Annotated in this window: 18 protein-coding genes and 1 other RNA gene; 7 read left to right on the top strand and 12 right to left on the bottom strand. The window is 59.6% G+C overall.

Translation table 11 applies throughout. The features are described from left to right. Nucleotides 1-403 precede the first annotated feature (403 nt). Nucleotides 404-1,135 (top strand): EAL domain-containing protein, encoded by a 732-nt coding sequence (locus ACJ8PL_RS06990; RefSeq protein WP_016927951.1) that lies wholly within the window; start codon nucleotides 404-406, stop codon nucleotides 1,133-1,135. A gap of 256 nt (nucleotides 1,136-1,391) precedes the next feature. Then, nucleotides 1,392-2,834: a protein adenylyltransferase SelO gene (locus ACJ8PL_RS06995; protein ID WP_097102158.1), complete on the top strand. Its 1,443-nt coding sequence runs from the start codon at nucleotides 1,392-1,394 to the stop codon at nucleotides 2,832-2,834. Nucleotides 2,835-2,867: 33 nt separating this feature from the next. On the opposite strand, the gene ACJ8PL_RS07000 is transcribed toward ACJ8PL_RS06995, so the two are convergent. The 9 genes from ACJ8PL_RS07000 to ppsR form a co-directional block, all read right to left on the bottom strand. Then, nucleotides 2,868-3,653 (bottom strand): heme ABC transporter ATP-binding protein, encoded by a 786-nt coding sequence (locus tag ACJ8PL_RS07000; protein WP_016927949.1) that lies wholly within the window; start codon nucleotides 3,651-3,653, stop codon nucleotides 2,868-2,870. After that, nucleotides 3,646-4,650 (bottom strand): FecCD family ABC transporter permease, encoded by a 1,005-nt coding sequence (locus ACJ8PL_RS07005; protein ID WP_016927948.1) that lies wholly within the window; start codon nucleotides 4,648-4,650, stop codon nucleotides 3,646-3,648. Before ACJ8PL_RS07005 ends, ACJ8PL_RS07000 begins: the two co-directional genes overlap by 8 nt. Beyond that, nucleotides 4,650-5,480: a heme/hemin ABC transporter substrate-binding protein gene (locus tag ACJ8PL_RS07010; protein WP_116403861.1), complete on the bottom strand. Its 831-nt coding sequence runs from the start codon at nucleotides 5,478-5,480 to the stop codon at nucleotides 4,650-4,652. The genes ACJ8PL_RS07005 and ACJ8PL_RS07010 overlap by 1 nt, the downstream gene beginning before the upstream one ends. Continuing rightward, a complete protein-coding gene (locus tag ACJ8PL_RS07015) occupies nucleotides 5,477-6,514 on the bottom strand; it encodes a hemin-degrading factor (RefSeq protein WP_049300239.1) in 1,038 nt (345 codons plus the stop codon). Before ACJ8PL_RS07015 ends, ACJ8PL_RS07010 begins: the two co-directional genes overlap by 4 nt. Nucleotides 6,515-6,580: 66 nt before the next feature. Beyond that, nucleotides 6,581-8,653: a TonB-dependent hemoglobin/transferrin/lactoferrin family receptor gene (locus tag ACJ8PL_RS07020; protein WP_016927945.1), complete on the bottom strand. Its 2,073-nt coding sequence runs from the start codon at nucleotides 8,651-8,653 to the stop codon at nucleotides 6,581-6,583. Between the two features lie 94 nt (nucleotides 8,654-8,747). Further along, nucleotides 8,748-8,930 carry a hemin uptake protein HemP gene (gene hemP / locus ACJ8PL_RS07025; protein ID WP_016927944.1) on the bottom strand — a complete coding sequence of 61 codons (183 nt, stop codon included), beginning with the start codon at nucleotides 8,928-8,930 and terminating at the stop codon, nucleotides 8,748-8,750. A 171-nt stretch (nucleotides 8,931-9,101) separates the two neighbouring features. Continuing rightward, the gene (locus ACJ8PL_RS07030) at nucleotides 9,102-9,587 is read right to left on the bottom strand and encodes a glutathione peroxidase (protein WP_015377714.1); all 486 of its coding nucleotides are present in this window, start codon (nucleotides 9,585-9,587) and stop codon (nucleotides 9,102-9,104) included. 105 nt (nucleotides 9,588-9,692) lie between these two features. Continuing rightward, nucleotides 9,693-10,739 (bottom strand): 3-deoxy-7-phosphoheptulonate synthase, encoded by a 1,047-nt coding sequence (locus ACJ8PL_RS07035; protein WP_015377715.1) that lies wholly within the window; start codon nucleotides 10,737-10,739, stop codon nucleotides 9,693-9,695. Nucleotides 10,740-10,935: 196 nt separating this feature from the next. Next, nucleotides 10,936-11,796: a posphoenolpyruvate synthetase regulatory kinase/phosphorylase PpsR gene (gene ppsR / locus ACJ8PL_RS07040; RefSeq protein ID WP_161544659.1), complete on the bottom strand. Its 861-nt coding sequence runs from the start codon at nucleotides 11,794-11,796 to the stop codon at nucleotides 10,936-10,938. 459 nt (nucleotides 11,797-12,255) lie between these two features. Here ppsR and ppsA point away from each other — a divergent pair, with 459 nt between their 5' ends. Beyond that, nucleotides 12,256-14,634 carry a phosphoenolpyruvate synthase gene (ppsA, locus tag ACJ8PL_RS07045; protein ID WP_028128172.1) on the top strand — a complete coding sequence of 793 codons (2,379 nt, stop codon included), beginning with the start codon at nucleotides 12,256-12,258 and terminating at the stop codon, nucleotides 14,632-14,634. Nucleotides 14,635-14,743: 109 nt separating this feature from the next. Here the strand turns inward: ppsA and rprA are convergent. Then, an RNA gene (gene rprA, locus ACJ8PL_RS07050) (antisense sRNA RprA) lies at nucleotides 14,744-14,853 on the bottom strand. Nucleotides 14,854-15,111: 258 nt separating this feature from the next. After that, on the bottom strand, nucleotides 15,112-16,212 hold the full coding sequence (ydiK, locus tag ACJ8PL_RS07055; protein WP_016927940.1) for an AI-2E family transporter YdiK: 1,101 nt from the start codon (nucleotides 16,210-16,212) through the stop codon (nucleotides 15,112-15,114). A 245-nt stretch (nucleotides 16,213-16,457) separates the two neighbouring features. Between ydiK and ydiJ the strand changes: the two genes are divergently transcribed. Beyond that, complete coding sequence (ydiJ, locus tag ACJ8PL_RS07060) at nucleotides 16,458-19,514, top strand: D-2-hydroxyglutarate dehydrogenase YdiJ (RefSeq protein ID WP_028128173.1); 3,057 nt, start codon at nucleotides 16,458-16,460, stop codon at nucleotides 19,512-19,514. Then, nucleotides 19,511-19,927 carry a 1,4-dihydroxy-2-naphthoyl-CoA hydrolase gene (gene menI / locus ACJ8PL_RS07065; protein WP_016927938.1) on the top strand — a complete coding sequence of 139 codons (417 nt, stop codon included), beginning with the start codon at nucleotides 19,511-19,513 and terminating at the stop codon, nucleotides 19,925-19,927. Before ydiJ ends, menI begins: the two co-directional genes overlap by 4 nt. Before the next feature lie 45 nt (nucleotides 19,928-19,972). Here menI and ACJ8PL_RS07070 read toward each other — a convergent pair whose 3' ends face one another. Then, the gene (locus ACJ8PL_RS07070) at nucleotides 19,973-20,377 is read right to left on the bottom strand and encodes a hypothetical protein (protein WP_004931369.1); all 405 of its coding nucleotides are present in this window, start codon (nucleotides 20,375-20,377) and stop codon (nucleotides 19,973-19,975) included. Nucleotides 20,378-20,903: 526 nt separating this feature from the next. Here ACJ8PL_RS07070 and sufA point away from each other — a divergent pair. Both sufA and sufB read left to right on the top strand, forming a co-directional pair. Further along, a complete protein-coding gene (sufA, locus tag ACJ8PL_RS07075) occupies nucleotides 20,904-21,275 on the top strand; it encodes a Fe-S cluster assembly scaffold SufA (RefSeq protein WP_004931368.1) in 372 nt (123 codons plus the stop codon). Between the two features lie 14 nt (nucleotides 21,276-21,289). After that, a complete protein-coding gene (sufB, locus tag ACJ8PL_RS07080) occupies nucleotides 21,290-22,786 on the top strand; it encodes a Fe-S cluster assembly protein SufB (protein WP_025302644.1) in 1,497 nt (498 codons plus the stop codon). Nucleotides 22,787-22,795: the final 9 nt, after the last annotated feature.

Consider the following 22,795-nt stretch of genomic DNA (forward strand, 5'->3'; position numbering starts at 1 on the left):
TTTTTTACGTTTTCAATGCCGCGAATAACGGGCGGAATTGATGCGTTATTAAATTTAATCAGTCGTCGTTAACGGCAGGAAAAATTGGCGTTAAGGAGGAAAGATTATTTTACTTTATTTAGGATTTTTCTTAAATAAAACAAAGGAGATAAGTCAAATTTAGCCATAAATCCATTCAACTTAAGTCAAATACCATTTTGCATAACGCGTTTGGCGCCCGCCATGGCATAAGTCCGGCTGCTTTTCTTTGCGCCTTTCACGATTGTCGTATAGCTTTAATCTATCAATTAAATGATATTTCATGGGTATTTACATTGATATTTCCGATTAATCCCAGAGGGATTGATCGATAAAATATATTGATATACGATGATACGCTAGCCATTCATCCTGTGGCATTAAAATGAACATCCAACTCGAAGCTGACTTTATTAGTAGCTATGTTTTTCAACCTGTTTACTCAATGGAGGGCGGGCTGTTGGCGGTGGAAATGTTGAGCCGTTTCAACAGTCTAGATGGTGATTTAGCCATGCCGGCCGAAATTGGGATTAATTTATTGGCGCCTGAACAAAGGATTGAGTTATTTAATGAGCAACTGAAACTTGCGGAGCAGCATGCGGCTTGGTTTACCGGTAACAACGTGCAGTTGACCATCAATATCGAAGAAACCATCGTTGAGCTTATTCTTTCCGATTCGGCGTTGGGCCAAAGGATCGGGCAATATCCTTTTATTGCATTTGAAATCAGTGAGAGTTTTCCGAATCTTTCGGCCGGCAAGAACAACCCGAGCGTGCGGCGATTAAGCGAAATGTTTACGCTGTGGCTCGATGATTTCGGTTCCGGTAAGGCCACGTTGACTGCGTTGTACGACGGTTTGTTTGACTACGTAAAGATAGACAAACGTTTTTACTGGCAGCTGTTTACCCATCAGGGGTATGACGTGGTCATTGACTCGTTGTTAAAGAATATCAACCTGTTATGTAAAGGCGTGATCGTCGGAGGAATAGAGAAAAAAGAGTATTTTAATAAACTCAGATACGCCGGTGTTTTAGGCCTGCAAGGTTTTTTATGGCCCAGCGTTGGTGTGGATAATCTGCAGGCTTTGCTGACGATGCCCAGCGAGTTCAATAATTAAGAAGTGATATAAAAAACTACACCCTATGAGGTCAATAATGCGCGGAGTGAGGTTACCGTGATCCCGCCGTCGTTATTCACCTCGTTTTGGGCTGATAACCGCGTTTGTCCGCCAGCGTTAAACCGCGTTCCCCCCGCCAAGCGGAAGCGCCAAACTCCCTGCATCCGTCCTGACGGCAGGCGGATGCGTTCTCCCTGCATTCCTTCGGTGTTAATCCGCCCGTTCACGCTCTACACTACGCTGAAACGGAGGGCCTATGCCGCAGTTCGATAACGCTTACTACCAACAGTTACCTGGTTTCTACACCGCTCTGAATCCAACGCCGCTTAAGGATGCGCGCCTGCTGTACCATAGCGAGCCGCTGGCGCGTGAACTGGGGCTGGATGAAAGCTGGTTTACTCAGGATAAAACCCCGATTTGGGCGGGAGAAACGCTGCTGCCGGGCATGCAGCCGCTGGCGCAGGTGTACAGTGGCCACCAGTTCGGCGTGTGGGCCGGGCAACTGGGAGATGGCCGCGGCATTTTGCTGGGCGAACAGCGCCTGGCGGACGGCAGCCACCGCGACTGGCACCTGAAGGGCGCCGGGCTGACGCCGTATTCGCGCATGGGTGATGGCCGCGCGGTGCTGCGTTCGGTGATCCGCGAGTTTCTGGCCTCTGAGGCGCTGCACCATCTGGGGATCCCCACCACCCGAGCGTTGACCATCGTCACTAGCCAACAACCGGTATATCGCGAGCAGCCGGAACGCGGCGCCATGCTGATGCGGGTGGCGGAAAGCCATGTGCGCTTCGGCCACTTCGAACACTTTTATTACCGTAAACAGCCGGAGCAAGTGCGGCAACTGGCGGATTTCGTCATCGCCCATCACTGGCCACAGCTGCAGGATCAGGCTGAGCGTTACCTGCTGTGGTTTACCGACGTGGTCGAACGCACGGCGCGTTTGATCGCCCATTGGCAAACCGTCGGTTTCGCCCACGGCGTGATGAACACCGACAATATGTCGATTCTCGGCATCACCATCGATTACGGCCCTTATGGCTTCCTGGACGACTACCAGCCCGGCTATATCTGCAACCACTCCGATCACCAGGGACGTTACGCCTTCGACAATCAGCCGGCGGTGGCGCTGTGGAACCTGCATCGCCTGGCGCAGACCCTGTCGGGGCTGATGACCACCGAACAGCTGCAGCAGGCGCTGGCGGCGTATGAGCCGGCGCTGATGCGCGCCTACGGTGAACAGATGCGCGCCAAACTCGGCTTCTTCACGCCGACGGCGCAGGATAATGACGTGCTCACCGGTTTGTTGAGCCTGATGGCGCAGGAAGGGCGGGACTATACCCGCACGTTCCGCTTGTTGAGTGAGACCGAACAGCAGCAGGTGCAGTCGCCGTTGCGCGACGAGTTTATCGACCGTGCGGCGTTCGACGCCTGGTATCAGCAGTATCGTCAACGTTTGCAACAGGAACAGGTCAGCGATGCGGAACGGCAACGGGTGATGAAGGCGGTGAACCCGCGCTTGATCCTGCGCAACTATCTGGCGCAGCAGGCGATTGAGGACGCAGAGAAAGACGACGTGGGCCGTTTGCAGCGGTTGCATCAGGCTCTGCTGAGGCCGTTCGACGATGCGCCGGAGTATGACGATCTCGCCGCGCTGCCGCCGGACTGGGGCAAACATCTGGAGATTTCCTGTTCCAGCTGAGATGAAAAAGGGCGCCTCATGGCGCCCTTGATGTTATTGACGTAGATAGACCTGCGGCAGCGACGCTTCGGGATGATGCACCACGCCGAGATCGGCCTGATACCAGCGGGTGAGAATGTCGGCCTGCAGCACTTCCTGCGGCGTGCCGCTGGCCACCAGGCGGCCCTGATGCAACAGCAGGATCCGATCGGCGTACAGCGCGGCCAGATTGAGATCGTGCAGCACGCAGCAGACGCCCAGCGGCTGTTGGCGCGTCAGCGAGCGCAGCAGGCGCAGGGTGTGCTGCTGGTGATACAGGTCCAGCGCCGAGGTCGGCTCGTCGAGGAACAGCCAGGCGGGGGACGGTTGCGGCTGCCACAACTGCGCCAACACCCGCGCCAGCTGCACCCGTTGTTGTTCGCCGCCGGAAAGCTGACGGTAGTCGCGCTGCGCCAGCGCCAGGCAGTCGGTTTGTTCCATCACCTGTTGGAGCGCCTGATGCTCGTCGCGTTTGCCGTGCGGCGCCCGCCCCATGCTGACCACTTCTTCCACGCTGAAGGGAAACGCCAGATCGCTGTACTGGCGCATCACGGCCCGGACTTTGGCCAACTGCTGCGGCGCCCAGTGTTCCAGCGGGCGGTCGAGCAGCCGGCATTCGCCGCAGTCCGGCGTCAGATAGCCGGTCAGCAAGCGCAACAGCGTCGATTTTCCGGCGCCGTTAGGGCCGATAATCGCCACCATCTCACCGCTGGCGAGGCTGAGTGAAACGTCGTTGATCAGGCGGCGCGTACCGAGGCTGTAGCGCAGCTCTCGGGCCGTCAGGCAGGCGGCGTTATCCACCGGTTCGCTCCCGCTGGCGCATCACCAGCCACAAGAAGTAAGGACCGCCGATCAGGCTGGTCATCAACCCCACCGGCATTTCGGCCGGCGCCACCAGCGTGCGCGCCAGCGTATCGCTGACCAGCAACAGGCAGGCGCCGCCCAGCGCGGAGCAGGGCAGCAGCCAGCGGTGATCGCCGCCGAGACGCATGCGCACCAGATGGGGCACCACCAGACCGACGAAACCGATCACGCCGCTCATCGCCACCGCCGCACCGATCAGCAGCGCGCTCAGCAACAGCAGCTGCAGCTTGGCGCGCTGGACGTTCACCCCGAGATAGTGGGCCTCTTCATCCCCCAACTGCAACAGGTTCAGCCGGCGCGCCTGCAGCAGCGTCAGCAGCGCCGTAGGCAGGATCAGCGAGGCCGAAACCGCCAGCGTCGGCCACTGCGACTGGCTGAGGCTGCCCATCATCCACAGCGAGAACTGGCGCAGCTGTTGATCGCTGCTGACGTAAGAGAGCACGCCGATGGCCGCCATGCACAGGGCGTTGATGGCGATGCCCGCCAGCAGCAGCCGCGACAGATTGCCGTGCCCGCTGCGGCTGATGCCGTAGATCAACAACGATACCAGCAGGCTGCCGAGGAACGCCGCCAGCATATGGCCGTACAGCGCGATCGTCACCGGCAACGCCAGCGGCATCACGATGAACAGCGCGACAAACAGCGCGCCGCCGCTGCTGATACCCAGCAGGCTCGGATCCGCCAGCGGGTTGCGGAACAGTCCCTGCATCACCGCGCCGGATACCGCCAGCGCGCAGCCGATCACCACCGCCAGCAGCACGCGCGGCAGGCGGATGTTCAACCAGATGTGCCAGGCGGCGTCGCTGAAAGGTTCGCGCCACAGGGTGCGAAACGACAGCGTCAGCGCGCCCAGGTTGGCGGCGACCAGCGCCAGCAGCGTCAGCAGCACCAGCAGACCGATGATGGCCAACTGAGGCGAGGTGCGACAGCGCATTACTTTTGCTCCGCCGCGTGGCGCAGCTTGGCCAGCGCCGCCGGCGTTTCCAGACCGAAGCCCAGCAGCGCCATGTCATCGACGATCAGTACGCGGCGCTGCTTGCCCGCCGGCGTCAACGCCAGGCCCGGCAGCGTCCACAGCTGCTGTTCGCCGCCGAGGGTGCGCACGCCGTCGGTGGTGACCAGCAACAGATCCGGCGCGCTGGCGATGACGCCTTCCTGCGACAGCGGACGGTAGCGGTCAAAGCCCTGCATGGCGTTTTTCAGTCCGGCGGCGGCGATCACCGCGTCGGCGGCGGTGTGTTGCCCGGCGGCCATCGGCGTAATGCCGCCGTGGCTCATCACAAACAGCACCTTGACCGGCAGCGGAGAGGTGTCGACCGCTGTCAGCTGCTGTTGATAGCGCTCGCTCAGCTGTTTGCCTTGCTCAACGCGTTGCAGCGCGGCGGCGATCGTAGCGATTTTCTGCGGCACCGCCTGCAGGGTGGTGTCACCCGGCACGCTGACCACTTTGACGCCGCTGTCCGCCAGCTGTTTGAGCACCAGCGCCGGTTGCGCCAGCTCGGTCGTCAGCACCAGCGTCGGTTTGAGCGCCAAAATGCCTTCGGCATTCAGCTGGCGCATGTAGCCGACGTCCGGCAGCGTTTTCACCGCCGCCGGGTGCAAGCTGGTGCTGTCACGGGCGATCACGTCGTCGCCGGCGCCGAGCGCGAAGGCGATTTCCGTCACGTCGCCGCCGATCGAGACGATGCGCTGCGCCGCCGCCGCGGTGAGCGGCAGCGCCAGCGTCATCATCAGCGCCAGGCGGCGGATCAAGGAAGATTTCATGCGGCGATATCCTTGGCGGCGAGCGCGGCAACCTGCTCGCGCCACTGGGTTTGCTCCGGCTGGCCTTCGGTGCGTTGGCCATACAGCTGCGCGATCTGCGTGCCGTCGGCGGCGAACAGCTCCAGGCTGGTGACGATGCCGTCCTTGGTCGGTTTGCGGGTGATCCAGCTTTCGGCGATGGCGTCTTCGATCAGGTGCAGCGTGAAGCGGCGGTTGAACACGTTGATCCAGCCTTCCTGCGGCATCAAACGTTCGATCTGGCCGGTGAAGATCTGTACGCAGCCGCGGTTGCCGACGAATATCATGATCTCGTTTTGCTGCTGCTGCGCCGCTTCCAGCAGCTGCGACAGCGCGCTGTTGTCCACCTGATAGGCCAGATCGTCGCCGACGGCGCGGAACGCCTGCTGGCGCGTGAGTTTATTGCGGCTCAGCAGCTGGAAGAACTGGTGAACGTCGGTCATCGCGCGCCATTCAGCGTCGATTTTGGCATGATCTTGCGTTGTTTCATCAACGGTGTTCGCCTCGACGGGCTGCAGCGTCAGCGCCGGGTTTTCTTCGCTCAGATGGCGTTCCACCAGCGCCATCCAGGCCGGCAGATCGGTTTCCTCGGTGGTGTAGACCTTGTGCAGCGCATCGCCCTGTTGGTCGAAGAACTGGATGCTGTGGCGCACGCCGCGTTTGTTGGTTTCGCTCATGGCGAAAACGCTGGTCCAGTGGTTGAGGAACAGACGCAGATCCAGCTCGCGCGGGTTGAGGATCAGCCCGGCGTGGCCGTTAAGGTGCTGGTTGCGGTAGCGGCCCATCTGCTCATGCACCGCATAGCTGTTGCGGGTGATGGATTTGGTGACGCCGACCTGCTCAAGCTCGGTCAGCAGGGTGCGCGCGTCGGCCTGCAGGCGGCGGGCGTCGTGGCCGACGCGGGCGTGCGTCAGCTCCGCTTCGCTGACGCCAAGGATCGCCGCCAGATCGCGGGCGTATTTGCCGGGGTGATCGATTTTAGCCTGTTGGTAGCGTTCGTATAGGGTGTTGCTCATGCCGGATTCTCCTGCGCTGTAATGCGAACGGCGGACAATCGGGTTGTCCGCCAGATAGTCAAATGATTACCACTGGTAGCTGACCAGCAGTTTGGCGTTGCGGCCATCCTGCGGGATGCCCTGCGGCGAGTAATATTCTTTGTCGAAGGCGTTACCCAACACCACGGTGGTGGTCATGCCCTGCAGACGGTCGCGTCCCTTGTAGCTCAGATAGAAGTCGTTGACGCCATAACCGGCTTGTTCGGCCGTGCCTGTCTCCACGCGCGTCGCGCGTTCGGCGAAGGTGGCGACCCAGCCGGCAGACAGACCGGTTTCGCCCAGCGGCACGTCCAGCGAGCTGGTGACGGTGTCCGGATTGATGCTGCTTAACCAGTCACCGGTCGCTTCATTTTTGCCACGGGTGCGGTTGTAAGCCAAATCCCAGCCGAACCAGGGGGTTTTATAGCTGAGCGTAGCGTCCCATCCCCAGATTTTGGCGCGATCGACATTGGTCGAGAAGGTGGTGCAACTGATGCAGTAAGGGCCGCGCGGACCGCGTCCCAGTTCCATCGTGACATCGGTGGTGATGTAGTCCTTGGCTTTGGTATCGAAATAGCTGGCTTTGAACTGCAGGCTATCATCGGCCAGCATCAAATCATCGAAACGCAGACCAAACCCGTACTCTTGGGTCTCGTTGGTTTCCGGCTTCAAATTCGGGTTAGGCACCCAATAGTTGGTGATGGTGGTTGGTCCCATTGGAATTGAGAAGTGCTTGGAGTCGTTGTACATCTCACCCATCGTCGGCGCGCGGAACGCCTGAGAATAGGAGCCGAACAGCATCAGCCAGTCGGTAGGCGTAATGCTGACTGCGCCGCGTGAGGACCATTTGTTCGCATCCACATCGGCATAGCCGTCGCTTGAGCCCTTGTAATTGTCATAGCGGGTGCCGGCGAGCAGGGTGACGGGCAGATCGCGCAGCGTGATTTCGTCCTGCAGCCAGCCTGAAGCGAAGTTGATTTTTGCGTGCGGGAAACTTTCGGTAGCGCCGCCCGGCGTTTGCTCCTGTTTGTAAGCCTCGGTGCCGTAGGTCAGCAGATGTGAAGCGAAAGTATCCGCAAACAGGCGCGTGCGGTTTTCGAGTTTGGCGCCTTTCGTGGTTTGTTTACGCGCTTCATCCTCGCTGCCATTGGCGTGAGCGTTAATTTTCACGTCTGAATAATACACTTTCGCTTCCGCATCCAGCCAATCCTGGCCGATCGGCTTCAGTTTGTAACTCAATGCCGCATCGCGTTGAATCGTCGAACGATCGGTCATTAAGTTTCCACTGGAGCTGGCTGGGGTTTGCGGGTTTTTCGGCTCCTGGGCGCTGTTGTTGTAGTAGCGCAGGTTGCCGCTTAGCGACTGGCTATCGTCGATCTTCCAGGTGCCTTTAGCCAGCACGTTGCTGATGGTTTCGTCGTTAGGCGCATCGAAGCCGTTGCCCTGACGAAGATCGCCGACGTCGCGGGTGCCGAACGACAGCAGGCCGTCGAGGTTATCGGTCTTGCCGTAGGCGCTGGCGCCCATGCCCAGGCTGTGGTCGCCGGTGCCGGCGGTGCCGTAGACGCGGAACCCACTATCCTGGCCCGGCAGCAGCAGATCGGCGGCATCGACGGTCTCATAAGACACTACGCCACCCAACGCGCCGCTGCCGTACAGCAACGCGGAGGGGCCGCGCACGATTTCAATGCGTTTCACTAACGCAGGATCCAAAAAAGTGCCGTTAATATGGCCGGTATCGGTCCCCTGGCGGATGCCGTCAACTAACGTCAGCACGCCACGTCGGTCGTAACCGCGCATCATGAGATCCTGCCCATTGCTGCGCCCGGAACCCGTGACGGTAATGCCCGGCACGCGGCGCAGCATATCGGCGGCGGTGCCTGCAGTTTGACTTTCCGGCGAGTTGCCTTCGATGACCGTGACCATCATCGGCGCTTCAAAGCTGCTGCGTTGGTTGCCGGTGGCGACCACGGTCATGGTCTCGTCGGCGTTTTTGGCCGCTGCCGCGTTGGAAGAAGTTGTTGTGCTGGTGTTTTGTGCCAAGGCCACCGTAGGCAGAGCGCAGGCAATCGCCAGACTCAACGCGGAAAAACGCAGCCGGGTGGAAAATGTCAGAGGCATGGTGCAACTCTCCGTATGTAATAAAACATATCAATAGATTTGCTGGCTGCCTGGATCAAACGATCGGGGTGGCTGGCGTTTGAGGGTTCTGTGGTTATTTGGTCAGGATCAATTTCCCGGCTTTGGTCTGCCGCAGCTGATAGCGCTGGCCCTGATGGGTAATGAACGCGATGCCGTCGGCGCCGAGCAGCTGTGCGCTGTCGTAGCTGGGCGGCGCGTTTGCGCTGTGCTCGGTCGGGGCCGCGGCGGCGGGGGTTGGCGTGTTGGCAGTATCCATCATCATTGTGCTTATAAAACAGATCATTAAATGGTAATTAATATCAAACTGAGAATCATTATCATGTGAAGGAAAGGTTACATCAAGGAAAATTTTCTTACCGATGGAACCTTTTTGTCGAACGGACATCCGGCGGCGGGCCGAGCGCACTCGGCCCGTAAAAAAGGGGCGTTATTTCAGCAGGGTTTCGATGCGGTCAAACAGGCGTTCGGGCTTGGTGATCGGCGCAAAGCGCGTCACGCGCTGGCCGTCGGCGGTGAGCAGGAACTTGGTGAAATTCCATTTGATGCGGCGGCTGCCCAGAATGCCGGGCGCCAGGCGTTTCAGCTCATTGAACAGCGGGTGGGCGCCGGGGCCGTTAACGTCGATCTTGCTGAACAGCGGGAAACTGACGCCGTAGTTGAGGCTGCAAAAATTGGCGATCTCCAGCGGACTGCCCGGCTCCTGAGAACCAAACTGGTTGCAGGGGAAGCCGAGCACCATCAGGCCGCGCTCGCGATAGTATCGCCACAAATTTTCCAGCCCGCGGTATTGCGGGGTGAAGCCGCACTTGCTGGCGGTGTTGACCACCAGGTAAGCGCGCGCCGGGAAATCGCCCAGCGTTTTTTGCTCGCCCTGCAGCGTGACGCAGGGAATGGATAACAGAGAGTGAATCATGCCGGGGCTCCCAGTGCGTTTCGGCGGGTGCTAAAGCGTTGCAATCAGTATAGATGAGCGGGACAGAAGGGAGAAAGCCGGGGCGAGGCCCCGGTCTATGTTGCGTCAGAAACGGCTATCGACCGCATCCGCCAGCATCGCCAGCAACTGTTCGCTGTCGGACCAGCTCAGGCAAGGATCGGTGATCGACTGACCATAGGTCAACGGTTGGCCGGCGACGATCTTCTGCGTGCCTTCCACCAGGAAGCTTTCCGCCATCACGCCGGTGATGGCGGCAGAGCCGGCGCGGATCTGCTGGCAGACGTTGTCGGCCACTTCCAACTGGCGGCGGTGCATTTTCTGGCAGTTGCCGTGGCTGAAGTCGATCACCAGGTGCTCCGGCAGATCGAATTCACGCAGGCTGTCACAGGCGGCGGCGATATCGCTGGCGTGGTAGTTCGGCGTTTTGCCGCCGCGCATGATGATGTGGCCGTACGGGTTGCCGCTGGTCTGGTAGATGGTCATCTGGCCATGTTTGTCCGGCGACAGGAACATGTGCCCGGCGCGCGCCGCGCGAATGGCGTCGATGGCGATGCGGGTGTTGCCGTCGGTGCCGTTTTTGAAGCCGACCGGGCAGGAGAGCGCCGAGGCCATTTCACGGTGGATCTGGCTTTCGGTGGTGCGTGCGCCGATGGCGCCCCAGCTGATCAGATCGGCGATGTATTGGCCGACGACCATGTCCAGGAATTCGGTGGCGGTCGGCAGGCCGAGCTGGTTCACTTCCAGCAGCAGGCGGCGTGCCATTTCGATGCCGCGGTTGACCTGGAAGGTACCGTCCAGCGCCGGATCGGAGATCAGGCCTTTCCAGCCGACGACGGTGCGCGGTTTTTCGAAATAGGTGCGCATTACGATCTCCAGGCGATCCTGGTAGCGCTCGCGCAGGGCGTTCAGCCGGCCGGCGTAATCGACGGCGGCGTCGAGATCGTGGATCGAGCAGGGGCCGATCACCACCAGCAGGCGGCGGTCTTCACCGGTGAGGATTTTTTCAATGCGTTTACGTGACGCTGTCACGTTATCGGCGATGGCCGCCGAGATCGGCAGCTTGTCCGCCAACGCTTGCGGCGTGACGAGGCTGTCGATGCGCGCGGTCCGCAGTTCATCTGTTTTGTGCATGTTGTTCCCTGGAAACTGTTCTTCTCTGCGGCAGGAGTGCCGGGAAGTGATGGCGATCACAATAACGCAAAAAGCGCTGAATTCAACCGTAGAGATTGTGTTCTGTTGATCAAAGCCGCGAAAAAAAGCACAAAAAAATCAGCTGCTGCTGAAATAAACGGCAGGCGGCGGGGCACGGGGCCCCGCGAGGGAAAGATCAGAACATGCGGCGGCTCATGCCAAGGATGTCGAGGATTTTGGTGGAGATCTCTTCGACCGAATAGTTGGTGGTATTGAGGTAGCGGATCTGATTTTTGCGGAACAGCGCCTCGACCTCGGCGAGCTCCATGCGGCACTGGCGCAGTGAGGCGTAACGGCTGTTTTCGCGCCGTTCTTCGCGGATCGCCGCCAGGCGTTCCGGATCGATGGTCAGGCCGAATAATTTATGCTGAAACGGTTTCAGCGAGGCCGGCAGGTGCAAATTGTCCATATCGTCGGCGATAAACGGATAGTTGGCGGCGCGGATGCCGAACTGCATCGCCAGATAAAGGCTGGTGGGGGTTTTGCCGCAGCGCGACACGCCGAGCAGGATCACCTGCGCCTGATCGAGATTGCGCAGCGAAATGCCGTCGTCATGCGCCAGGGTATAGTCGATGGCGGCAATGCGCGCGTCGTACTTGCCGAGGTTGCTGGCGGTCAGACCGTGGGTGCGGTTCGGCACCGGCGTTGGCTCCACGTCCAGCTCACCCTGCAGCGGGCCGACCAGCGCCTGCACTATATCCTGACAGAAGCCTTGGCTTTGCACGATCACATCGCGCACTTCCGGCGAGATGATGGAGTAAAACACCAGCGGCCGCACACCGGTTTCATTATAGATATCATCGATTTGTTGGCGAACTGCGCGTGCGCGCGCCTCGGTTTCGACAAACGGCAAGGTGTAAGTGGTCGCCGTGACCGGGAACTGCGACAGCACCGCGTGCCCCAGCACTTCGGCGGTGATCGCCGTACCATCCGAAATATAAAAAACGCTTCTTTCCACCCGAGGCTCCTTACCTGAAAACGGTGTTCCTGCTGTCATCACTGTCAATATCATGAGCCGCAGACGATCCGCGGGTAAAGGGGCGAGGGAAAAAATTGTGACGGCGGGGCGGTAAAGCGTCTTGCGGCGGCGCGCGAAAAAAAGCGCGGGTTGGCGGCGATAGAAATCGCGGCGCAGCGCCGCTTTTCGAGCCGAAACGTAAATTTGCCGCTATTTTCACCAAAAACGATAGCGTTTGCGTGGTCATTAAAACAGAATTTTAAAAAGAGCGTAATTTGTTGAGAACTAAGCTTTTCGTGCGATTGGGAACGGTTCCCAGGCAAATCAGCCGGTTAGGACATTCTCTTAAAAACCACTTTCTTCAGTGGGTTGATCGATTCACCTTTCCATTTTCCCCGGATCAGTGTGCTAGTCTGATTCGGCTCCGTGTTAGCGGCGCCGTAAAGCAAGCGAATTAAATCCGTCTTTACCCTACTGATAGCAATAAGGATTGTCTCGATGTCCAACAATGGCCCAGACTTGCGTAATGTGCTTTGGTACAACCAGCTTGGCATGCACGACGTTGACCGTGTCGGCGGCAAAAATGCCTCCCTCGGTGAAATGATCACCAATCTTTCCGATTTGGGCGTGGCCGTGCCTAACGGTTTTGCCACCACCGCACAGGCGTTTAACGATTTCCTCGAACAAAGCGGTGTTAACCAGCGCATCTATCAGCTACTGGATCAGACCGACGTTGACGACGTTGCCCAACTGGCCAAGGCCGGCGCCCAGATCCGCCAATGGGTGATCGACACGCCGTTCCACGCCGAGTTCGAGCGTGAAATTCATCAGGCTTACCAACAGCTCGCCGACGGCGAACCGGAAGCTTCCTTTGCGGTGCGCTCCTCCGCCACGGCGGAAGACATGCCGGACGCCTCCTTCGCCGGCCAGCAGGAAACCTTCCTCAACGTGCAGGGCATCGACGCCGTAATGGTGGCGATCAAGCACGTGTTCGCGTCGCTGTTCAACGACCGCGCCATCTCTTATCGCGTGCACCAGGGCTACGATCACCGCGGCGTGGCGCTGTCGGCCGGCGTACAGCGCATGGTGCGCTCGGATCTGGCCTCCTCGGGCGTCATGTTCACCATCGACACCGAGTCCGGCTTTGATCAGGTGGTATTCATCACCTCCGCTTTCGGCTTGGGTGAAATGGTGGTGCAGGGCGCGGTGAACCCGGATGAGTTCTACGTGCACAAACCGACGCTGCAAAACGGCAAGCCGGCGATCGTGCGCCGCAACCTGGGTTCGAAAAAGATCCGCATGGTATACGCGCCGTCGCAGGATCACGGCAAGCAGGTGCGCATTGAAGACGTGCCGGAAGCGCAGCGCAGCCGTTTCTCGCTGACGGATGACGAAGTGCAGGCGCTGGCGCAGCAGGCGATCCTGATCGAAAAACATTACGGCCGCCCGATGGATATCGAGTGGGCGAAAGACGGCCATACCGGCAAGCTGCTGATCGTGCAGGCGCGCCCGGAGACCGTACGCTCCAACGAACAAACCATGGAGCGCTACCAGCTGAACGGCACCAGTCCGGTGTTGGTGGAAGGCCGCGCCATCGGTCACCGCATCGGCGCCGGTCCGGTGAAAGTGATCCACGACATCAGCGAAATGGATCGCATCCAGCCGGGCGACGTGCTGGTCACCGACATGACCGACCCAGACTGGGAACCGATCATGAAGAAAGCCGCCGCGATCGTCACCAACCGCGGCGGGCGCACCTGTCACGCGGCGATCATCGCCCGTGAGCTGGGCATCCCGGCGGTGGTGGGCTGCGGCCACGCCACCGACGTGCTGAAAGACGGCCAGAAAGTCACCGTATCCTGTGCGGAAGGCGACACCGGCTTCGTTTACAGCGACATGCTGGATTTCAGCGTGCAGAGCTCTGAAGTGACCGAGCTGCCGGATCTGCCGCTGAAGATCATGATGAACGTCGGCAACCCGGATCGCGCTTTCGACTTTGCGCGTTTGCCGAATGAAGGCGTGGGCCTGGCGCGGCTGGAATTTATCATCAACCGCATGATTGGCGTGCACCCGCGCGCGCTGCTGGAGTTCGATCAGCAGACGCCGGCGCTGCAAAACGAAATTCGCGCGTTGATGCAGGGTTACGACCACCCGGTCGAGTTCTACGTTGGCCGCCTGACAGAAGGGATCGCGACGCTGGGCGCCGCCTTCTGGCCGAAGCGTGTGATCGTGCGGCTGTCCGACTTCAAATCCAACGAGTACGCCAACCTGGTGGGCGGCGATAAGTATGAACCGCACGAAGAGAACCCGATGCTGGGCTTCCGCGGCGCCGGCCGTTACGTGGCCGACAGCTTCCGCGATTGCTTCGCGCTGGAGTGCGAGGCGGTGAAACGCGTGCGTAACGACATGGGGCTGACCAACGTCGAAATCATGGTGCCGTTCGTGCGCACCGTGGCGCAGGCGGAAGCGGTGGTGGCCGAGTTGGCGCGTCAGGGGCTGAAACGCGGCGAAAACGGGCTGAAAGTGATCATGATGTGCGAGATCCCGTCCAATGCGCTGTTGGCGGATCAGTTCCTCGAGCACTTCGACGGCTTCTCCATCGGCTCCAACGACATGACTCAGCTGGCGCTGGGGCTGGATCGCGATTCCGGCGTGGTGTCGGAACTGTTCGACGAGCGCAACGAGGCGGTGAAAGCGCTACTGTCGATGGCGATTCAGGCGGCCAAGCGCCACGGCAAATACGTCGGCATCTGCGGCCAGGGCCCGTCTGACCATGAAGACTTCGCCGAGTGGCTGATGGAGCAGGGCATCGACAGCCTGTCGCTCAACCCGGACACTGTGGTGCAGACCTGGATCAATTTGTCGAAAAAGAAATAATGTCTCGGCCTCGCTGAGGCATTAACGTCAGGCCGCAGTTAACGCTGCGGCCTTTTTATTTCTGAATGTAAATAACGGCGCGTAAAATAATCAATTCGACGAAAAAAGAATAAAAAAAAGCCCACCGTAGGAGATGGGCAAAGACTACACACAGCAATTCACATGTATGGCATTACATTGTTCAGAAAGGTTGCTTTAAAATCAGTGATTTGAAGCAATAGATGGCCATAATACTAGATTTTTGAACGCGACTAGTCATTAAGAATCATCCTAATCGATAGCGGCATCACATTTTATTTGCGGTAGTTATCTCTTTTTTCCGTTTGCAACAAACAGGGATTTACATTGCACCTTTCATTCGCCGTACTGAAATCAATATAGGGCGGCATTATATTGGGCGGAGATATTACTCGAATGAGGTAGGAATAATGACAGGCGTGAAAAGTTCCGCCCGACGATGCGGGCGGAAGGGGGGAATTAGCGTTTTTCCAGATCTTCGATGACTTGCTCCGGTGCGGAGGTCGGCTCCGGCGCTTCATCCATCCAGGCGGTCAACAGGCGATAAGATACCGCCAACACCACCGGGCCGATGAACAGGCCAATCATGCCGAAGGCCAGCAAACCGCCGATAACGCCGGACAGGATCAGCAGCAGCGGCAGGTCTGCGCCCATGCGGATCAGCACCGGGCGCAGCACGTTATCCAGCGTGGCCACCACGCAGCTCCAGACCAGCAGCACGGTGCCCCAGGTGGTGTCGCCGTGCCAGTACAGCCAGATGATGGCCGGCACCAGCACCAACAGCGGCCCCAATTGCGCCACGCAGCAGATAAAGATCAGCATCGTCAGCAGAGTGGCGGCAGGAATGCCGCTTACCGCCAGACCGATGCCGCCCAGCACCGACTGCACCAACGCCGTCACCACCACGCCCAGCGCGACGGCGCGGATCGCTTGGCCGCCCAGCAGCACCGCCGCATCGCCGCGTTTGGAACCGAGGCGCACCGCAAAGTGACGGATACCCAGCGCCACCTGCTCGCCGCGCGCATACAACAAGGCGCTGAACAGCAGCATCAGCGCGCAGTGCAGCAGCAGACGACCGATATGCGCCGCCTGCGCCACGAACCAGGTGGCGGTTTGGCCGAAGTACGGCTGCACCTTCGCCAGCAGCGCAGCGCCGCCGGCGTTAACCAATGTGTGGTAGCTGGCATAGAGCCTGTCGCCGATCATCGGCACGGACTGCAGCCAGGCGAGATCGGGAATGTGCAGCTTGCCGGGCGAACTGGCCCAGGCGATCAGCGGCGCGCTGTTATCCACCACGCTGCTGATCAGCAGGGAAATAGGCAGAATGAACAGCAGGATCAGCAGCAGGGTCATGACCAACACCGCCAGCGAGCGGCGGCCCCACAGCAGCTTTTGCAGTTTGAGCAGCAACGGCCAGGTGGCGATCACCACCATGCCCGCCCAGGCGAAGCCGAGAATAAACGGTTGGATCACCCAAAAACAGGCAACGATCATGATGGCGATAAACAGCACGCCGAAAATAATTCGCGGTAAGTCGTAACGCGATTGCGGGAGTGGCATCAGTGGGTTCTCATCCTGGTCAATTAAATCCCTGGCACCGGCGAATCGGGGTGCCTGTCGGTCGGTTTATCACCGCCGGGCGGCCGCCTGTGGCGGCGCTCGCAGGGCGGTAATAATGTGAATGCCTTCACTAAACGAGTATGTTAGTTTTTAGTGTCACTAAAAAATAGGGTGGGTCTGAATTAAAGGCCCGATTCAGCGTACATCAGCGCATAAAAAATAGACGGACAGGGTCAAAAAAGCGAATGATCCCACAGATTTCTCAGGCGCCCGGCCTCGTTCAACGGGTGCTCGACTTTTTGGAAGCACTGAAGCAAAACGGATTTAACGGCGATACCGCCACCAGCTATGCCGACCGGCTGACGATGGCCACCGACAACAGTATCTATCAGCTGCTGCCCGATGCGGTGGTGTTCCCCCGTTCCACCGCCGATGTGGCGCTGATCGCCCGTCTGGCCGGAGAAGAGCGCTTCAATACGCTGACCTTCAGCCCGCGCGGCGGCGGCACCGGCACCAACGGCCAGTCGCTCAATACCGGCATCGTGGTCGATATGTCGCGCCACATGAACCGCATTCTGGAGATCAACGTCGAACAAGGCTGGGTGAAAGTCGAAGCCGGCGTGATCAAGGATCAGCTGAATCAATACCTGCGGCCGTTCGGCTACTTCTTCTCGCCGGAACTGTCCACCAGCAACCGCGCCACGCTGGGGGGCATGATCAACACCGATGCTTCCGGCCAGGGCTCGCTGGTGTACGGCAAAACCTCCGATCACGTGTTGGGCCTGCGGGCGGTGCTGCTGGGCGGCGAGATGATCGATACCCGCGCCATGCCGACAGCGCTGGCGGAAACGATTGCTCAGGAAGAGACCGCCGAAGGGCGCATCTACCGCACGGTGCTCAACCGCTGCCGCGAGCAGCGCGCGCTGATCCTGGAGAAATTCCCCAAGCTCAACCGCTTCCTCACCGGTTACGATCTGCGCCACGTGCTGAGCGACGATCTGCAAACCTTCGATTTGACGCGCATTCTGACCGGCGCCGAGGGCACGCTGGCGTTTATCACCGAGGCGCGGCTGGACATCACGCCGCTGCCGAAAGTGCGCCGCCTGGTCAACGTGAAGTACGACTCCTTTGACTCTGCGCTGCGCAATGCGCCCTTTATGGTCGAGGCCAAGGCGCTGTCGGTGGAAACCATCGATTCCAAGGTGCTGAACCTGGCGCGTGAAGACATTGTTTGGCACTCGGTGAACGAACTGATCGCCGACGTGCCGGATAAAGAGATGCTCGGGCTGAACATCGTCGAGTTCGCCGGCGACGATCGGGCGCTGATCGACGGCCAGATGGAAGCCCTGTGCCAGCGGCTGGACGAATTGATCGCGCAGCGGCAGGGCGGCGTGATCGGCTACCAGATCTGCGGCGATCTGGCTGGCATCGAGCGCATTTACAACATGCGCAAGAAGGCGGTCGGGCTGCTGGGCAACGCCAAAGGGCGCGCCAAGCCGATTCCGTTCGCCGAGGACACCTGTGTGCCGCCGCAACATCTGGCGGACTATATCGTCGAATTTCGGCAACTGCTCGATGACCACAATCTGAGCTATGGCATGTTTGGCCACGTTGACGCCGGGGTGCTGCACGTGCGCCCGGCGCTTGACATGTGCGACCCGCAGCAGGAAGTGCTGATGAAGCAGATCTCCGATCGGGTGGTGGCGCTGACCGCCAAATACGGCGGCCTGCTGTGGGGAGAGCACGGCAAGGGGTTCCGCGCGGAATACAGCCCTGAATTCTTCGGGGAAACGCTGTATGAAGAGCTGCGCCGCATCAAGGCGGCGTTCGATCCGGATAATCGCCTGAACCCAGGCAAGATCTGTTCGCCGCTGGCGGTCGATGCGCCGATGATGCAGGTGGACGCGGTCAAACGCGGCACCTTCGATCGCCAGATCCCGGTCGAGGTGCGCACCTCGTTCCGCGGCGCACTGGAGTGTAACGGCAACGGCCTGTGCTTCAACTTCGACGTGCGCAGCCCGATGTGCCCGTCGATGAAGATCAGCGGCAACCGCATTCATTCGCCGAAAGGGCGGGCGACGCTGGTGCGCGAGTGGCTGCGTCTGTTGGCCGAGCAAGGCGTCGATCCGTTGGCTCTGGAGAAACAGCTGCCGCAGCAGCGCCTCAGCTTGCGCGGTCTAATCGAGAAAACCCGCAACAGCTGGCATGCCGGCAAGGGCGAGTACGACTTTTCGCACGAAGTGAAAGAGGCGATGTCTGGCTGTCTGGCCTGCAAGGCCTGTTCCACCCAGTGCCCGATCAAAATTGACGTGCCGGGGTTCCGTTCGCGCTTCCTGCAGCTCTACCACACCCGCTATCTGCGCCCGGTGAGTGACTACATGGTCGCCGGCGTAGAGAGCTATACCCCATTGATGGCCCGCGCGCCGAAGGTGTTCAACTTCTTCTTCCGCCAGCCGTGGCTGCGAGAGATGAGCCGCAACGCCATCGGCATGGTCGATCTGCCGCTGTTGTCCAGCCCGACGCTGCGTCAGCAGCTGTCCGGCCACCGCGCGACCACGCTGACGCTGGAGCAGTTGGAAGGGCTGAGCGCCGAGCAGCGCGCAGAACACGTGTTGATCGTCCAGGATCCGTTCACCAGCTATTACGACGCCAAAGTGGTGGCGGACTTTGTCCGGCTGGTGGAGAAGCTCGGCTATAAACCGGTGCTGCTGCCGTTCTCGCCGAACGGCAAGGCGCAGCATGTGAAAGGTTTCCTGACGCGGTTTGCCCGCACCGCGCGCAAAACCGCCGATTTTCTCAACCGCGTGGCGCAGCTCGGCATGCCGCTGGTGGGCGTCGATCCGGCGCTGGTGCTGTGTTATCGCGACGAATACCGCGAGATCCTCGGCGCCGAGCGCGGCGATTTCCAGGTGCAGTTGGTGCATGAATGGCTGCAGCAGCGGATCGCGGATCGCGCCGAACAGCCGGCGACCGGCGAGCCGTGGTATCTGTTCGGCCACTGCACCGAAACCACCGCGCTGCCGGCCAGCGGCCAACAGTGGGCGGCGATCTTCGCCCGCTTCGGCGCCAAACTGGAGAACGTCAGCGTCGGCTGCTGCGGCATGGCGGGCACTTACGGCCATGAAGCCAAGAACCTGCAAAACTCGCTCGGCATTTATGAGCTATCATGGCATCCGACGCTACAGCGTTTGCCGCGGCAGCGCTGCCTGGCGACCGGCTATTCCTGCCGCAGCCAGGTGAAACGCATCGAGGGCAATGGCGTGCGCCACCCATTACAGGCACTTCTGGAGATGATTGAGTGAAATTGTGGAAACGTGAAACGTCGCTGGAGCAGCTGAACCGCGCCGGTGACGGCTGCATGGTCAGCCATGTGGGCATCGAGTTTACCCAGCTGGGCGAGGATTTCCTCGAGGCCACCATGCCGGTCGATGGCCGCACCCGGCAGCCGTTCGGGCTGTTGCACGGCGGGGCGTCGGTGGTGCTGGCGGAATCGATGGGATCGATGGCCGGTTACCTGTGCAGTGAGGGCGAGCAGAAAGTGGTGGGGCTGGAGATCAACGCCAACCACCTGCGCGCGGTGTTCGATGGCCAGGTGCGCGGGGTGTGCCGCGCGCTGCACGTTGGCCGCCGTCATCAAGTATGGCAAATCGAGATCTTCGACGCGCGCGATCGGCTGTGCTGCACTTCGCGTCTGACCACGGCGGTCATCGACTGATCCCCGCCGGTTTCCGCAGGCGCTCGGCCTGCGGAGCCTTTCGCTTTACAGTTGAAACGGCACGCGTTTGACGAAGTCCTTCTGAAACGCGTTCGCCTTCTCCCAGGTGCCTTCCATTGCGTATTTTTGGCAGATCAGCGTCAGCGTATGGCGCGCGAAGTGGTAACTTTGCACCCGAAACAGCTGGCAACGCTGCGGATTGTTGATCTCGACGATCAGCCGGTTGTGCAGCTTGCTGAGCGCGTGCAGGTAGCTGTCGTCGTCACCGTTCTCCAGACACAGATTGGCCATGGTAAGGCTGACGCTGTTGTACCGCTTCAGGTGGTCGATATTGCATTCCGGGCGCCGTAGCGCCGCTTCGGCCATGTAAAAGTCCACCGTGGCGTCGCGCACGCTGAATTTGTAGTCATCAATCTTGCCCAGCAACCATGCGTTGATCGAAAGAGTCATTGGCTTCGCGCTCAAATTACAATTGAATGATAATCATTATCATATAAACTGCCGCGTTGCCGATCAATCCCCGGCGTGGCGTTTTTTCATTGCGTGAGGTGTAAAAGGCTGCCGACGACCCAACTTGAGCCTGAGCGACTAAACTTTAACCTGAGGGTGCGCGCTTGCGCTGCGCCACGAAATGCCGATAAACGCACATTTACGACAGACAGAATGCAGAAATAGGTATTTTCTATGAATGTTTAGATCGGCAATGCACCGCGGCGCTGTAACGCTGACGGGCCACCGGGGAGTGCGGTACGGTGATGCAGGATAAAGAACAAATTCATAGGGATAGCATGTACACCTTGCCGCCAGACGCCGCAAGCCGCCACGGATGTCCCGCTGGCTTGCCGCACGCCGCAGCGAAAAACCGCGCTCGCGGCGGATACCCCCGCAAAACAAACGGTTGAAGTGATAATCGTTATCACTAACATATAAGCAACCCAGATTGGCTGTGGCCAAACACGAGTGTGAGGTAGACCCTATGCAAACGGAAAATGTCGGCACTTTTTCTCTGGATGAAAATGTCTGGCAAGGCATTTCGCTCAGCGACAGCGCCGTACGACAAATAACCAAACTGATGCAGCAGGATCCGCAGGTGAAAGGGCTGCAGCTAGGGGTGAAACAATCCGGCTGCGCCGGCTTTGCCTATGTGCTGGATCTGACCCGCGAACCCGCCGATGACGATCTGCTGTTTGAGCGCGACGGCGCCAAACTCTACGTGCCGCTGAAGGCCATGCCGTTCATCGATGGCACCACGGTAGATTACGTCCGCGAAGGGCTGAATCAGATATTCAAATTCAACAACCCTAAAGCTCAGCATGCCTGCGGGTGCGGCGAGAGCTTTGGCGTTTGAGCGATGCAATCAACATGACACGAAGCAATGTAGAAATGCCTAATGAAGTGCAGGCTTGGGTCAGCGAAGGTCGCTACAAAGAAGGTTTCTTCACCCAGCTGGCAACCGATGAGTTGGCCAAAGGCATCAACGAAGAGGTGGTGCGCGCCATCTCGGCCAAGCGCAACGAACCCGAGTGGATGCTGGAATTCCGCCTCGAGGCCTACCGCGCCTGGCTGCAGATGGAGGAGCCGCACTGGCTGAAGGCCAATTACGAACGCCTGAACTACCAGGACTACAGTTACTATTCGGCGCCGTCCTGCGGCAGCTGCGACGATGCCTGCGGTTCGCAACCCGGCGCCGAGCAGCAACCGGGCGCGGCGACGGAAAAAGATTACCTGACCAGCGAAGTGGAGCTGGCGTTCAACCAGCTCGGCGTGCCGGTGCGCGAGGGCAGCGAGGTGGCGGTGGACGCCATCTTCGACTCGGTCTCGGTCGCCACCACCTACCGTGAAAAACTGGCGGAGAGCGGGGTGATCTTCTGCTCGTTCGGCGAAGCGATCCAGGAATACCCGGATCTGGTGCGTCAGTACCTGGGGCGCGTAGTGCCGTCCAACGATAACTTCTTCGCTGCGCTGAACGCCGCGGTAGCCTCCGACGGCACCTTCGTCTATGTGCCGAAAGGCGTGCGCTGCCCGATGGAGCTGTCGACCTATTTCCGCATCAATGCCGCCAAAACCGGCCAGTTCGAGCGCACTATCCTGATCGCCGACGAAGGCAGCTACGTCAGCTATATCGAAGGCTGTTCCGCCCCGGTGCGCGACAGCTACCAGCTGCATGCGGCGGTGGTGGAAGTGATCCTGCATAAAGACGCCGAAGTGAAATACTCGACGGTGCAAAACTGGTTCTCCGGCGGCGAGAGCAAGGGCGGTATCCTCAACTTCGTCACCAAGCGCGCGCTGTGCGAAGGCGCCGGTTCGAAAATGTCCTGGACCCAGTCGGAAACCGGCTCGGCCATCACCTGGAAATACCCGAGCGTGATTTTGCAGGGCGATAACTCGATCGGCGAATTCTTCTCGGTGGCGCTGACCAGCGGCCATCAGCAGGCGGATACCGGCACCAAGATGATCCACATCGGCAAAAACACCAAGTCGACCATCATCGCCAAAGGCATCTCCGCCGGCCACAGCGAGAACACCTATCGCGGCCTGGTGAAAATCCTGCCGGGGGCGGAAAACGCCCGTAATTTTACCCAGTGCGACTCGATGCTGATCGGGCCGGACAGCGGCGCCCACACGTTCCCTTACGTTGAAGCGCGCAACAACAGCGCGCAGCTGGAGCACGAAGCCACCACCTCGAAGATCGGCGATGACCAGCTGTTCTACTGCCTGCAGCGCGGCATCAGCGAGGATGACGCCATTTCGATGATCGTCAACGGTTTCTGCAAGGACGTTTTCTCCGAGCTGCCGCTGGAGTTCGCCGTCGAGGCGCAAAAACTTCTGGCCATCAGCCTGGAACACAGCGTGGGTTAATCGCCGCAT

Origin of the sequence: Serratia sp. CY83965, assembly GCF_052166375.1 — a bacterium.
GTDB lineage: Bacteria > Pseudomonadota > Gammaproteobacteria > Enterobacterales > Enterobacteriaceae > Serratia > Serratia marcescens.